The sequence below is a fragment of the Peribacillus sp. TH27 genome, assembly GCF_016650915.1.
Lineage (GTDB): Bacteria > Bacillota > Bacilli > Bacillales > DSM-1321 > Peribacillus > Peribacillus butanolivorans.
Genome location: NZ_JAEKEV010000002.1, coordinates 2,704,302 through 2,719,109 on the forward strand (window position 1 = coordinate 2,704,302; position 14,808 = coordinate 2,719,109).

Genomic DNA, 14,808 nt, shown 5'->3' on the forward strand with positions numbered 1-14,808 from the left:
AATCTTATTCTAACTAAAACTGTTAAACTCTTCAAATTATGTATAAATAAGATAATATCATTCAAGAATAATAGCCAGGCATAAAGCCATTTTGTTAAGGTTACTCATGGCTAGATTTGTTCCAAATAAAAAAGATGAAGCTTGTTAAGCTTCATCTTTTTTTTATTCGTATATATGCACGGTTGGTTCGTCTTGATTTGCCTCGCGAACAATAAGTGCTTCGGGTCCATTTACAGAAGTGATCGATACTTGTACTGCAATATATTTAGGGAAACGTTCCATTACAAGACCAGCCACATATTGTGTAAAGCCAATCGCTTCTGAGTTTCCATAAAATTGGATAGGGATATCGATGTTCAAGCTTTGTAATTGGTCATCCATATAAAATGCCCTGCCAATAACTCCATTAAAGTTAGGGAAATATTCTTCAACATCCTCTTTAAAATTTGTGAATGTGTTGACGTCATCCCTATATTTTTTTTCTGCACTTGCCGAAGGGAATAGGAAGTATTCTTCGTTTAAGTTTGTCCATTTTCCAATATTGTTAGAGTTTTTCCCTATATTCGTATAGGAAATAAAATTCCCAGGCACTACAGAGGATTTTTCATTTTGCTCAAACAAGGCAATGGTAATCGGAACATTTTTCAGCTTGTCCATATTACGCAATCTTTTTAAGACTTCCTCAGCAATTTTCTCCCCTTCTTGTTTTAGTTCTTTACTATCAATTTTCTTTTCATAGGTTGCCCCGTATGCTTCTTTTTGATAGTAATGGACTGAATTTAGGGCAAGGCCTATTACAACTCCACCAAGGCTAACTGTGCTATCCTTTGATTTCACCAAATAGTTATGTTCTAAAATATGAGCCAGGTAAATTGGATTTTCCGCATTCCGCTTATCAATGTCACCTGTACCTGAATCAACTGGATTTAAACCTACGTTATCACTTTCTTTCTTGTTCTTTTCTTTCAACTGACTTTTTGTATATTTTCTGTTCAACCAGGATGATATCTTGGAACTGTCGAGCATTTGCCCCTCTTGAAATAGGTATTCTTCCGGGTCAAATTGAGTTTGTGCCAACCGCATCAGTCCATTTTCAAACTCTTCGATATCATATCGAGTATTTAAATTCGAAACGACCAAACCGCGGGCTTTTGATGGCTCAAACGGAAGAATCGTTTGATAATATTCTTCCGAAATTTTATACTTCGGAATAATTGCTGTATCCTTTTCGTTTTTGGAGTCTTGAACTACCTCTTGCTTATCCTCAAAACTAGGTGCACATCCAGCAAGAAGTAGTATAAGAATCATCCCCAAAATAGAGTGTTTCCTCATAGCTACACCTCTTATTTTTTTAGTTCCTCAATCAGTCTCTCTTCATCCCATACGAGAACGCCTAGGCTTTCTGCCTTTTCTAGTTTGGAACCAGCATCTTCGCCGGCCACGACCAAATCCGTTTTCTTGCTGACACTTCCAGCAACGTTAGCTCCTAGCGCCTCTAATTTTTCTTTCGCTTCATTACGTGTTAGCTGATGCAGTTTCCCTGTCAAAACGACTGTTTTTCCAGCGAAAATGGAATCGATTTCTTCTATAGAAACAGCTCTTGCCCCTTTATAGATAAGGTTCACACCGGCTGCTTCCAACTCATTCAACAGTGCATGCACTTCCTCCAATTCAAAATATGCCACGATGGAATCAGCCATTTTTTCTCCAATTTCATTAATTGCTGTAAGTTCTTCACGGCTCGCCTTGCTTAATGCTTCCATAGTGCCGAATTCCCTCGCAAGAGTCTTCGCTGCTTTCGAACCAACATGGCGGATACCAAGGCCGAATAGTAATTTTTCTAGCGAATTGCTTTTCGAAGCTTCGATTGCCTGAAGGAGTTTATTGACGGATTTATCTCCCATCCGTTCCAATGCTATCACTTGATCGTATGTAAGCTTATAAATATCAGCTACATCCTGTATGAGCGCTTCCTTAAATAACTGGCTAATGACTTTTTCACCTAAACTGTCGATATTCATTGCTGTCCGTGATACAAAGTGAATCAAGCCCTCTCGGATTTGTGCCGGACATTTCGGGTTGATGCATCGCAGGGCGACCTCCCCGTCCAGTCGGACAAGCTCGCTATCACATTCTGGGCACTCAGTCGGCATCTGGAACTCGACTTCTTCCCCCGTACGACGTTCTGCTAGTACATTGACGACCTCTGGAATGATATCGCCTGCTTTTTTCACGACCACTTGATCTCCAATACGGATGTCCTTTTCACGGATTAAATCTTCGTTATGCAGCGAAGCTCGTTGCACAGTCGTTCCGGCTACCCGAACAGGGTCCAAAACAGCCGTTGGTGTCAACACTCCCGTACGGCCAACATTCAGCTCGATACCTCTTAGTGTTGTGATGACTTCTTCGGCTGGAAATTTGTAGGCAATCGCCCATCGCGGACTTTTTGCCGTAAAGCCTAGTTCATCCTGCTGTTCAAGTGAATCCACTTTTACGACAATTCCATCGATATCGTAGGCCAAGTTTGGACGTTGTTCAGTCCATTCTTCAATATAGGCAAGAACTTCCTCTATATTCGTACAGGTTTTTCGTTCCTTATTTGTTTTAAACCCTAGTTCATCCAATAAATCTAGACCCTCGCTGTGAGAACGAACCCCTGTTTCACCTAAATCAGCAATCGCATAAAGGTATACATCCAAGTTCCGTTTCGCAGCAAGTTTTGGGTCAAGTTGTCTCAAAGAGCCAGCAGCTGCATTACGAGGATTTGCAAAAGGTTCTTCCCCGCGTTCTTCCTTCGCCTTATTTAGAGATTCGAATGATTTTTTTGGCATGAATGCCTCACCACGCACTTCTATGGCGATAGGCTCCCGTACCTTCAAAGGAATTGACTTGATTGTTTTCAGGTTTTCGGTAATATCTTCACCAATTGTTCCGTCTCCTCGGGTTGCTCCTCTTACGAAATATCCATTTTCATATTGAAGTGTGACGGCAAGTCCATCTATTTTCAATTCACATACATAGGAAAAATTGTCACCTACAGCCTGTCGGACCTTTCTGTCGAAATCGCGTAAGTCACTTTCATTGAAAGCATTACCTAGGCTAAGCATCGGTGTCGTATGCTCCACTTTTTCGAACATATCCAGGATGGCCCCACCGACCCGCTGTGTTGGAGAATCGGCTGTTTTCAGCTCGGGAAATTTCTCTTCATACTCAATTAATTCACGTAAAAGCCGATCATATTCAGCATCAGGTACGGATGGCTGGTCCTTCACATAATATTCATAGCTATATTGGTTCAATAAAGTTTGCAGCTCAAGAACAATCTTCTCTGCAGCTTGTATGTCCATACGTTCAATCCTTTCTAAAGAAGACTCCACCGCACTTCATCTTAGAAGAGCGGTGTCTAAGTCAGATATCCCTATTCTTCACCAGTAGACGCATATTCATAGCTTATGCTTTTTCTATTGGTGCAAATTTCGCCAATAGGCGTTTAATGCCGATTGGACTTGGGAATGCAATATCCAGTTCCTTTCCTTCGCCTTCTCCTTTTACACTCACCACGGTTCCAATCCCCCACTTTTTATGGGAAGCCTTGTCACCAACGGCCCAACCAATCTCTTCACCGCCTGTTGCAGATGGGGCAGAAACAGCTCGCCCAAAGGTAGGCATTTTTCTTGTGGAAGCCGTCGCAGTGTTCCCTGTTCTCGCCGGAGAACTGAATGGAGTCTGCTTGGATCTAGGAGCAGGTTTCGGTTTAAGATCTTCAAGAAGTTCCTCGGGTATTTCTCCGATGAACCGTGAGACTGGATTCATGCTCGTCCGTCCATACAGTGTCCGCATTTGGGCATTACTGATGAACAACTCATTTTCAGCCCTTGTAATCCCCACATAAGCAAGACGGCGTTCTTCTTCCATCTCCTCCTCATCCATGAGCGAGCGGCTATGAGGGAAAACTCCTTCTTCAAGGCCCAGTAAAAAGACTACCGGATATTCTAATCCCTTCGCCGAATGTAGTGTCATTAACGTTACCGTATTTGTTGCTTCTTCGGAGTTCTCATCTAATTGGTCAATATCAGCAACCAACGCCAGGTCAGTTAAAAAGCCAATCAATGATTTGTCCTCGCTGTTACTTTCGAATGCTTTCGTTACAGATAAAAACTCATCTATATTTTCAAGACGGCTTTGTGATTCAATTGTTTTTTCTGCTTGCAGCATCTCACGGTAACCGGTTTTTTTAATGACTTCTTCCACCAGTTCCGTCACAGATAAGTACTCCTGCTGATTTGTATAGTTAGTAATTAACGTGTGGAATTCCCTTGCTGCTTTGGTAGCCTTCCCGCTTATCCCAATCATTTCCACGGACTCAAGTGCTTTATAAATGGAAAGATCATATTGATCTGCATAATCTGCTACTTTGTCCATTGAAGTTGCACCAATACCTCGTTTCGGTACATTTATTACACGGCGAAGACTGATGTCATCATCAGGATTTGCAATAAGACGCAGATAGGCAAGTAAATCCTTAATCTCTTTACGATCATAGAACTTAGTGCCGCCGACGATTGCATAGTTAATATTGGATTTAAGCAGAACTTCCTCCATTACCCGTGATTGTGCATTTGTTCTGTAAAGGATTGCTATATCGGAATATTTTCTACTACCGTCCTTAGCTAATTCATTTATCTTTCCTGCTACAAATTGCGCTTCCCCTTGTTCATTGTCTGCACGGTAATAGAAAATCTTATTACCATCTACATTCTCAGTCCAAAGATTTTTCGGCTTCCGGTTTCGATTATTATCGATGACCTTATTCGCCGCTTCAAGAATCTTTTTCGTTGAACGATAATTCTGTTCAAGGAAAATCATATTGGCATTAGGATAATCTTTTTCAAATGAAAGGATATTCGCAATATCCGCACCGCGCCAGCGATAGATCGACTGATCTGAATCCCCTACAACACAGAGATTACGGAATCGTGAAGCTAGCAGTTTAACAAGCATATATTGAGCCCGGTTTGTATCTTGATACTCATCAACATGAATGTATTGAAACTTCCGCTGATAATATTCTAGCACTTCCGGTATAAGTTGGAACAATTGAATCGTCATCATGATCAAATCATCAAAATCGAGGGCTGAATTTTTCCGCAAACGTTTTTGGTATTCTGTATATACATCTGCCGTTACTTTAGTAAAATAATCTGACGCAGTTTTGAGGTATTCTTCTGGTCCGACCAATTCATTTTTTGCTGAACTGATACTACCTAAAATGGCCCGGTAATCATATTTCTTTGTATCCATATTACGGTCTTTCATAATTTGCTTTATGACTGATTGCTGATCCGTCGTATCTAAAATTGAGAAATTCCTATTAAATCCAATCCGATCAATATCTCTTCGCAAAATACGGACACACATAGAGTGGAACGTTGAAATCCAGATATCTTCGGACGCACCGCCCAGAATGCTACGGATTCTTTCTTTCATTTCACGTGCGGCTTTATTAGTAAATGTGATTGCAAGGATATTCCAAGGTGCTATCTCCTTTTCAACCATCAAGTAAGCAATACGGTGAGTCAGCACACGCGTCTTTCCACTTCCTGCCCCAGCCATAATTAGAAGTGGACCATCTGTTGCTTTTACTGCTTTTTGTTGCTGTTCATTCAAACCTATTAGTAATTTTTCCGCTAAATATTGCATTATCACACCACCTATACGAACATTCGTTTCTGTTTTAGTATACTACATTTTTTCCCTATTTACATTTTGGCCAAATTATCATTTAACTGCCTCAACTGTTGCAAGCGCCGTTTTCAAATCTTCATAGATCACATTACCAACAACGATTACGTCCGCGAACTCCGCCATCTCTTTGGCCTGCTCTACTGATTTAATCCCACCGCCGTAGAATAGTACAGTATTCTCCAAACTCTCTCTAGCCGCTTCCACCATCTGGACATCGCCATAAGCACCGCTGTATTCAAGATAAAAAACCGGCAGTTTGAACATCTTTTCTGCCATCATTGCATATGCACCCACATCATCCATATCTAGATCCGTATTGGCTTTCGTCAATTGAGCCGCCTTACACTCAGGATTTAAGATGCAATATCCTTCTACGAAAATTTCATCCCAATTCAAAAGGTATCCGTATTCTTTGACTGCTTGCTGATGCAGTTTCATCATCCAATCTGGATTGGTGCTATTTAGGACACTCGGAATAAAATATAAATCGAATCCCGGCGTCACTGTTTCAACCGATGAAATCTCCATCACACATGGGACTGTATATCGCCTAACTCGCGCCATCAAATGAAGTACATTCTCAAGCGTAATTCCATCGGTGCCTCCAACCATAATTGCATCTGTACCAGATTCACAGACTTTTTCTAACGCCTCATCGCTTATTTCTTTATTTGGATCGAGTTTGAAAACATGTTTCCACTCGCGAAAATCGTACATTATAATCCTCCATTCACACTTCCCATTTCACCATTATAGCATTAAGATTTTTCATTAAAAAAGAGAAGTATCGATAAAATGTTTACCAACTGGAAACCTCTGAATCTAAAATCCAATATAACACGGTTTCGACTGGACGGTAGCTGCTATAGAAAACGCTTACTCAAAATAAAAAGCCGGGAAACGAATTCCTCGGCTTTTTCTATTTCATACAATATAAAAAAATCGAATTCATTAAGATTCCGTTGTTTCTTCAACGTTTTCCTTTATACGGTTAAGAGCCATGGTGTAGGCATCATTTCCGTAGTTTAAGCAGCGTTTAACCCTAGAAATCGTGGCCGTGCTAGCGCCTGTTTCGTTTTCGATTTTATGATAGGTTTTACCTTCTTCAAGCATACGGGCTACTTCAAGGCGCTGTGCTAATGATGAAATTTCATTGACTGTACATAAGTCATCAAAAAATCGATAGCATTCGTCTAAATCGCGCAAGGAAAGTATCGACTTAAACAGCTGATCCGTTTCTTTCCCTCTTAACTTATCAATTTGCATGTTTCTCCCCCTCAATTTTCATGGGTATCAAAATGAGACGTCTTCTACTAAACCAGGTTGATTCGGAATAATATTGACCCAAGTTTTCCCCGGTATCAACCCTACTTCTTTATCGTTTTTCACTGGTATAATTCGACCATCTTTATTAACCCATTCTACTTCATTGACCTTCCCCTTTTGAAGTAAATAACCTTTTCCGCCACTTTTTAAATCAATTTTAAGGCGTCCTTTATCATCAACCACTTGATGAGTGGTCTCAATGATGAATATATTATCCAGTAAAATCGGTTTGCTTGATTTATGCTCGACTGTTTGCTCACCATTAGAATAACGTTTATATTTCTCTTCTGTTCCTTCATATTCATACTTTACATTGAACTCTGCCGATCCGTAGGATATCTCAATTTTCAAAGCCGATTCTCCTTGCAGACCAACCGCCTCTTCCTCTGTCAGGAAAGTAAATGGCTCTGGTGCACCTGTCAGCTCATATCCTTTTTCCTTCGCACCCTTTTCAATATTATCAAAAGAAGTGTAGGAATTATGCGGTGCGTTTCGATCTGTTGAGCGCTGAAACAAAGTACCATCATAATATAGGCCGTTCAAGTTATCAATATATCCTTTGTCTAGCATGGTTTTTGCCTCTGGGCTATTCCCATGACACACATAGATGCAGTCCAAACCTTTGGCCATTTCGATATAATAGTCCCTTGCACTCCGAACCGGTCCGATTTGGTTCGGCATTTCACTTTGGAAAACAGCTAAAAATCTGGTTATGTCGCCTTCCGCCAGCAATTCATAGACTATGTCCGCATCTGAGAGACCAGATTGTGGACGCGCTTTTGGATGATTATTAATCATCACCGCTACAGCCCTTTGCTCGGTATCTTCATTCGTGGCTACACCAGTAAGTGGAAACATGTTGGAAGGCTCGTTTTTAACATCTGTATTTTTAATGACAGCTGCATCTTTCGGCTTACTGTCATCTGGTACAGGTTCTTCTTTAGTCGAACAGCCTGCTAGCAGAAAAATAGCAATAATGATGAAAAGAACTCTCTTAAATTTCATCTTTCCACTCCCCTGATTTTTTAACCATTTCTTCTCTTATATTTTAACGCATTATAGTAGGAAAGAGTATAGTTTTATTCATTACATCATATACTCCTCGCTGGGTTACCCTTATATAGGGAAGATGAGTTGTTGAAAAGAATGAAAGGGTATACACCGGATCAGCAAAGCGATAACCCCTTTCACGTAGCAGCTTTTTCAACTCATTCTCTTCTTTAATTAGTTCAGGAACCTCCTTATTGGACATGACTCCTTTTAATTTTAAAGGCAGTTCATGTATCACCTGGCCTTGTTCAGTCAAAACGATACCACCGCCAATTTCCTTCAACCGGTTAAATGCTAAATGCATATCCTGTTTTCGTTTACCAATTAAGATTATGTCACCCGTATTTGTATAAGAACCTGCAAAACCACACAATTTATTGGCAAAGCCTTTTAATATCGTATTAATGCGCCATTTACCTTCACGGTCAATGAGCATGAAAAAGCATTCATCATCTTTAAAGGTCAGTTCTTCATGGCCAACGTCATTGGAAAGATAATATGGCTTCGTGATTACGTTATTGACCAGTTCAATTCCAAACGGCATAGAAAATTCAAAATCTTCCTTTAAACTAAGATCCCAATCAAGTTCAAGCGGTTTAAAATCAAAATCGCTCCAGTTGATTTCCTGAGAATCGGGAATTACTTCACCATCCCGTTTCACCCATTTCCCTTTTGCCATTACAGAAACTGGTGCCGGTTCCTTTATATCTGTCAGAAAATTAATGTTGGCAACCCTTCCAGTAGCAATATTACCATGAAGATATTCAATATTATAATAGCGGGCGATATTAATAGTTGCCATATTATAAGCATCAATGACCGGAACACCTTGCTCTATTGCTATTTTGATTAAGCTGTCTATAAAACCACCTTCATAAAAAGACGGAGGTGATCCATCTGTTGTATAAAAGAATTTGTCATAATGATCGATGCCCATATCATGTATTTCTTGTATCAACTTAGGAAGATCCGGTCGGATAGAAGAATGCCTTAGTGAAACATAATAACCCTGTAGCAGACGAGACATGACCTCATCGCCTGTCATTGCCTCATGATCACAATCAGCACCAAACAACGTCATCTTCGCCAACGTTTTCTCCGACGCACCCGGAAAGTGTCCTTCAATTTTCTTCCTCATCCGCTTTGCTTCCTGAATCCAGTGCAACATCATGTCATCCCCGTCGAGGAGCTTCGGCCATCCCGTTAGTTCGCCGCCCTGTAGTACGGCATCGTGCTCCAGCCAAGATTTAACTGCACCATGTGAAAATACCATATCCTCGTCTACTAATTCCGTTTGTCCATCAAAACGACTCCACCAATACATTGTAACAGGAATATTACGAAGTTCTTTCAAAAGAGAAAACGCTTTCTTTTTTTCTAACTGCAATAGAAATGGCAAGTTATCATTGATTAATGTCGTTGTCCCAAAATGAGATGCATAACGTGAAAAAGAAAGGGGATTATATAATTGAGAAGGATGTGAATGCGGCTCAATATATCCCGGGACCAGGTACTGATTTGTACAGTCAACCATTTCGCAGCGGTCTATATTTTCAGGAAGCTTTTCGCCAACATAGATTATGCGATCATCATAGATCCAGATATTCGCTTTCACCCATTTTCGTAAAGCCTGATTTAAATAAGTCGTATTTTTAAGCAGAATGTGTGGTGCCCTATTGCCATCCAGCACATCTATATGTTCACGTAGATGTTTATTTTTCCATCTATAGCGCTGTTCAAGCATAAACATTCCCCCATAATTTTTTTGAAACAAATGCAATAAAAAAACCATTTTAAACCCAATTTTATTTCATACTAACATACTTACCAGAATAGCACAGTAATGTTAACTGAAAAATTGTTAATTTTTTGTGAAGGGATGGACTTATTATGAAGTTTAAACAAAATATTAGTATAATAAATGCACTTATGCGGATTACCTGTGGTTTTACCTTTCTATCATGGGCAACAGCAAAAATGGTTAAAAAACCTTGGAAAAACCAATCTTACTTATTTGTCGTCATGATATCAGCTATGAAAATTGGTGAAGGCATTCTACGCTATTGTCCAATCGTGGACGCTATGGAGAATGGACAAACATTAATGAAAAAAGAACAAAAAGCGGAAAATGATTTTAATTCACCTGATACTTATTAAATCTTTTTCTAAAGAAGAAGCTGACTCTCTTAGAGTCAGCTTCTTTCAAATTATCATGATAAATTGTATTGAATGGCACGATAACCGATATCTGTACGCCAAAACAATCCGTCTTTTTCAACATGACTCAATTCTTTATATACTTTAGCTTGAGCAGAGGCTAAATCTTTTCCTTTTGCAGCAACCAGAAGCACACGGCCACCGTTTGAAACAAAAGATCCCTCGCTATTTTTAGCAGTTCCAGCATGATAAATATGAGCATCTGGATTAATCTTGTCCAACCCTTTAATGATTGAATTCTTTTTGTAATCTCCAGGATACCCCTCTGCTGCCACTACTACACCAAGTACTGCATCTTCATGCCATTCAAGTTGTAAATCCTTACCTAATAGGACCGCTTCAAGCGTATCAACGAAATCCGTTTTTAGCCTCGGTAAAACAACTTGCGTTTCCGGATCTCCAAAACGAGCATTGAACTCAATGACTTTTGTACCTTTTTCCGTAGCAATTAATCCGGCATATAAAATACCGGTAAAACGACGATCTTCTGAAATCATCGCATTTACTGTCGGCTGCAAGATTGTTTCGACAGCTGTCTGAACCATTTCATCGGAAATTTGCGGCACCGGTGAATAGGCACCCATTCCGCCTGTGTTCGGACCTTGATCTCCGTCGAAAACGCGCTTATGGTCTTGGGCGATAACCATCGGATACACTTTTTCACCATTCACGAATGCCATCAACGAAAATTCCTCACCATCGAGAAATTCCTCAATAACAACTTTGGCAGAAGCTTCTCCAAACTTAGCCCCGACAAGCATATCGTGGATGGCGTCTAACGCTTCTTCCATCGTCATTGCGACTACGACACCTTTGCCTGCAGCCAAGCCATCTGCCTTAATAACGATGGGCGCTCCTATTTTTTCAATATAAGCCTTTGCAGAATCAAAATCAGTAAACGTTTCATATTCTGCTGTCGGAATGCTGTAGTTCTTCATTAAATCCTTAGCGAAAGATTTACTTCCTTCAATGACCGCAGCCCTGCTATTTGGGCCGAACACCTGTAGGCCCGCTTTAGCAAAGTCGTCAGCTAGTCCATTCAATAATGGCGTTTCTGGGCCAATTACCGTCAATGAAACTGCATTTTCTTTTGCAAAAGCAACCAAATCCTCATGATTTGTTTCTTCAATGGGCACCAGATTTGCTACATCGGTCATGCCCGGATTTCCTGGTGCTGCAAAAACTTTCTCCACCCGTTTACTTTCAAACAGTTTGCGGGCAATAGCATGCTCCCTGCCACCCCGGCCAATCACTAGTACATTCATTATCGCACCTCATCTTTGATTAATGTTTAAAGTGACGAATCCCTGTGAATACCATTGCAATTCCATATTCATCAGCTTTCTTGATTGAATCTTGGTCTTTTACAGAGCCACCCGGTTGAATGATTGCCGTAACTCCTGCTTTCGCTGCCGCATCAACAGTATCATCCATTGGGAAGAAAGCATCCGATGCCAAAGCACTGCCTGTTGCTCTTTCACCGGCTTGTTCTAGCGCAATTTTTGCAGCTCCGACACGGTTCATTTGACCAGCGCCAACACCTAATGTCATTTGATCGTTACATACCACTATTGCATTTGATTTCACATGCTTCACGATTTTCCAGCCAAGTTCTAGGGCTTTCCACTCTTCAAGGGTAGGTTCGCGTTTTGTTGCTACTTTTACTTCTGCATCCTTCAAACTATGTGCATCACGATCTTGTATAAGTAATCCGCCTTCAATTGAAGTCAATTTACGCTCAGGTTTTTTAGCTGAGTTGAAATCAATCGTTAATAAGCGAAGGTTTTTCTTGCTAGTTAATACTTCCACTGCCTCTTCCGTAAACCCAGGAGCAATGATGATTTCAAGGAAAATTTCATGAAGCTTTTCTGCAGTTGCTTTATCTACTTCACGGTTCAGGGCAATGATTCCACCAAAGATGGAAGTAGAATCCGCCTCGTATGCTTTTTCGTACGCTTCTAATATGGTCGTTCCGACACCGACGCCGCAAGGATTCATATGTTTGACAGCTACTGCTGCGGGCTCATTGAATTCTTTAACAATTTGAAGTGCAGCATCTGCATCATTAATGTTGTTGAAAGAAAGCTCTTTTCCGTGTAGTTGCTTCGCTTCAGCAATTGAGAAAACAGAACCAAGCGGTTTTTTATAAAAAGCTGCCTTTTGATGCGGATTTTCCCCATAACGAAGCGACTGTTTCAATTCATAAGTAACAGTCAAAGATTCTGGATTCTCTTCTTCAGCAAGCTCTGTCATGTATTCAGAAATAACAGCATCATATGCTGCTGTATGGCGGAAGACTTTTGCAGCCAGACGGCGATTCGTTGTTTTTGAAACTCCTCCGTCTTTCAGTTCAGCCAATACGGTTGGATAATCATTGGAATCAACGATAACCGTCACATACTCGTGGTTTTTTGCAGAAGAACGAAGCATTGTCGGTCCACCGATATCAATGTTTTCAATTGCATCTTCTACAGTAACATCCGGTTTAGAAATTGTAGCTTGGAATGGGTATAGGTTTACACAGACAAGTTGAATAGGCTCAATATTATGTTCTGCAAGCTGTGCCGCGTGATCTGCATCACCATGTTTTGCTAAAACTGCTCCATGGACATTCGGATGAAGCGTTTTAACGCGTCCATCTAAAATTTCCGGGAAACCAGTGACGTCACTGATTCCAATCACGTCTACACCATTATCCTGCAACGTTTTTTTCGTACCGCCGGTTGAAATAATTTCAAACCCTGCTTCTATTAATCCCTTAGCAAATTCTACAATACCTGTTTTATCCGATACACTAATTAAAGCACGTTTCTTCATGGTATGTTGGTCCCTCCATAATGTATGTTATTTCTTTTGGAATAGCTGTTGTAAAACTGATGGATACATGCCATGTTCCGTTTCCTGAATCCTTATTTGGAGAATGTCTTTCGTATCTCCTGCAAGAATCGGTACTGTCTTTTGGGCAATGATTGGGCCCGTGTCCATACCATCATCGACATAATGAATCGTGACCCCGGTTTCTTCCACTCTTGCGTCAAAAGCCTGCCCAATTGCATCCTTGCCTGGAAAATTAGGCAAAAGTGAAGGATGAATGTTAACAATTCTGTGTGAATACGCCTGTAATAATGTCGGCCCAATTAAACGCATATAACCAGCTAGAATAATAAATTCAACCTCAAGTTGACGAAGTATCTCTAAAATTTCCGTTTCAAACTCGACCTTACTTGAGTACTTTTTCGCTGAAAAAGAGAAGGTTCTAATATTCTCAAGCCTAGCTCTTTCAAGCACATAAGCATCTTCACGATCGCAAACAACAAGGCAGATTTCCGCGTTCAGAACTCCATCTTTTATTGCGTCAGCAATTGATTGGAAATTACTTCCGTTACCTGATGCAAAGACTGCGAGTCGCTTCATTGTTTAAACGACACTCCATTTCCATCCACAATTGTTCCAATAACTGAAGCCTGTTCACCGCATGACTGTAGATGAGCAACCACAGCGGCCGCATCCTCTTTTTTCACTACAGCAGTCATGCCAATCCCCATATTGAAAATATTGAACATTTCCTCTTGAACAAGGTTCCCTTTTTCTTCAAGGAACGAGAATACAGGTGGAATTGTCCAGCTTCCAAGCCCGATTTCAACACCGCAACCTTCAGGAAGAATACGTGGAATATTCTCGATGAATCCTCCACCCGTAATATGGGCAAGTCCCTTAACTTCAAACTTTTCAAGTGTGGACAAAATAGACTGGACATAGATTTTTGTCGGTTTCAATAATTCATCGCCTAACTTGCAGTCAAACTCCGGTACGAATTCATGTAGATCCATTCCTGAATCTTCAAGGAGGATTTTACGAACTAGAGAATATCCGTTACTGTGAATACCACTTGAAGCAAGCCCAATAACAACATCACCCGCCGAAATTGTCTCACCCGTAATTAAGCGTGATTTTTCAACAGCTCCAACAGTAAATCCAGCCACATCATACTCTTCCGTTTCGTACATACCTGGCATTTCCGCCGTTTCACCACCGATTAAAGCGCAGCCTGCCTGCTCGCAGCCGTCTGCAATACCTTTGACTATCATTTCAATTCGTTCAGGATCCGCTTTACCGCAGGCAATATAATCTAAAAAGTACAAAGGCGCAGCGCCTTGAACGACAACATCGTTAACACACATAGCTACACAATCTACCCCAATGGTATCATGTTTATCCATCATGAACGCGAGCAGAAGTTTTGTCCCGACTCCATCCGTTCCTGAAATTAGCACAGGCTCTTTAAGGTTCAGGGAAGACAAATCAAACATTCCTCCGAAACCGCCCAGTCCATTCATTACCTCCGGACGAAATGTGCGCTTTACATGTTTTTTCATTCGATTTACTGCTTCATAACCAGCTTCAATATCAACACCAGCCTGCTTATATGCATTAGCCATTTGAAATCCTCCTCCGAAAATCACTCTT

12 protein-coding genes are annotated in these 14,808 nt (G+C 40.7%); 1 reads left to right on the top strand and 11 read right to left on the bottom strand.

Annotation, left to right across the window (positions count from 1 at the left end):
- Positions 1-162: 162 nt before the first annotated feature.
- The 7 genes from JFU24_RS14400 to JFU24_RS14430 form a co-directional block, all read right to left on the bottom strand.
- Positions 163-1,332, bottom strand: a complete 1,170-nt coding sequence (locus JFU24_RS14400; RefSeq protein WP_201183236.1) for a CamS family sex pheromone protein — start codon at positions 1,330-1,332, stop codon at positions 163-165.
- 11 nt (positions 1,333-1,343) lie between these two features.
- The gene (ligA, locus tag JFU24_RS14405; RefSeq protein WP_201222345.1) at positions 1,344-3,350 is read right to left on the bottom strand and encodes an NAD-dependent DNA ligase LigA; all 2,007 of its coding nucleotides are present in this window, start codon (positions 3,348-3,350) and stop codon (positions 1,344-1,346) included.
- Positions 3,351-3,453: 103 nt separating this feature from the next.
- On the bottom strand, positions 3,454-5,703 hold the full coding sequence (gene pcrA, locus JFU24_RS14410) for a DNA helicase PcrA (RefSeq protein ID WP_056522781.1): 2,250 nt from the start codon (positions 5,701-5,703) through the stop codon (positions 3,454-3,456).
- A gap of 78 nt (positions 5,704-5,781) precedes the next feature.
- The gene (locus JFU24_RS14415; RefSeq protein ID WP_053344216.1) at positions 5,782-6,465 is read right to left on the bottom strand and encodes a heptaprenylglyceryl phosphate synthase; all 684 of its coding nucleotides are present in this window, start codon (positions 6,463-6,465) and stop codon (positions 5,782-5,784) included.
- Between the two features lie 234 nt (positions 6,466-6,699).
- A complete protein-coding gene (locus tag JFU24_RS14420) occupies positions 6,700-7,014 on the bottom strand; it encodes a YerC/YecD family TrpR-related protein (protein ID WP_053344215.1) in 315 nt (104 codons plus the stop codon).
- Positions 7,015-7,041: 27 nt separating this feature from the next.
- Positions 7,042-8,079 carry a DUF3048 domain-containing protein gene (locus JFU24_RS14425; protein WP_053344214.1) on the bottom strand — a complete coding sequence of 346 codons (1,038 nt, stop codon included), beginning with the start codon at positions 8,077-8,079 and terminating at the stop codon, positions 7,042-7,044.
- Positions 8,080-8,122: 43 nt separating this feature from the next.
- Positions 8,123-9,868, bottom strand: a complete 1,746-nt coding sequence (locus JFU24_RS14430; RefSeq protein ID WP_056522784.1) for an adenine deaminase C-terminal domain-containing protein — start codon at positions 9,866-9,868, stop codon at positions 8,123-8,125.
- Between the two features lie 146 nt (positions 9,869-10,014).
- Here JFU24_RS14430 and JFU24_RS14435 point away from each other — a divergent pair, with 146 nt between their 5' ends.
- Positions 10,015-10,281 (top strand): YgaP-like transmembrane domain, encoded by a 267-nt coding sequence (locus JFU24_RS14435; RefSeq protein WP_201250139.1) that lies wholly within the window; start codon positions 10,015-10,017, stop codon positions 10,279-10,281.
- Between the two features lie 53 nt (positions 10,282-10,334).
- On the opposite strand, the gene purD is transcribed toward JFU24_RS14435, so the two are convergent.
- Genes purD through purM form a run of 4 tightly spaced genes read right to left on the bottom strand, consistent with a single transcriptional unit; the run spans position 10,335 to position 14,780 of the window.
- Positions 10,335-11,606, bottom strand: a complete 1,272-nt coding sequence (gene purD, locus JFU24_RS14440; RefSeq protein WP_053344211.1) for a phosphoribosylamine--glycine ligase — start codon at positions 11,604-11,606, stop codon at positions 10,335-10,337.
- A 19-nt stretch (positions 11,607-11,625) separates the two neighbouring features.
- Positions 11,626-13,158 (bottom strand): bifunctional phosphoribosylaminoimidazolecarboxamide formyltransferase/IMP cyclohydrolase, encoded by a 1,533-nt coding sequence (purH, locus tag JFU24_RS14445; RefSeq protein WP_201250140.1) that lies wholly within the window; start codon positions 13,156-13,158, stop codon positions 11,626-11,628.
- Between the two features lie 27 nt (positions 13,159-13,185).
- Complete coding sequence (purN, locus tag JFU24_RS14450; RefSeq protein ID WP_053344209.1) at positions 13,186-13,755, bottom strand: phosphoribosylglycinamide formyltransferase; 570 nt, start codon at positions 13,753-13,755, stop codon at positions 13,186-13,188.
- Entirely contained in the window at positions 13,752-14,780 is a 1,029-nt protein-coding gene (purM, locus tag JFU24_RS14455) for a phosphoribosylformylglycinamidine cyclo-ligase (RefSeq protein ID WP_201183241.1), read from the bottom strand. The genes purN and purM overlap by 4 nt, the downstream gene beginning before the upstream one ends.
- Positions 14,781-14,808: the final 28 nt, after the last annotated feature.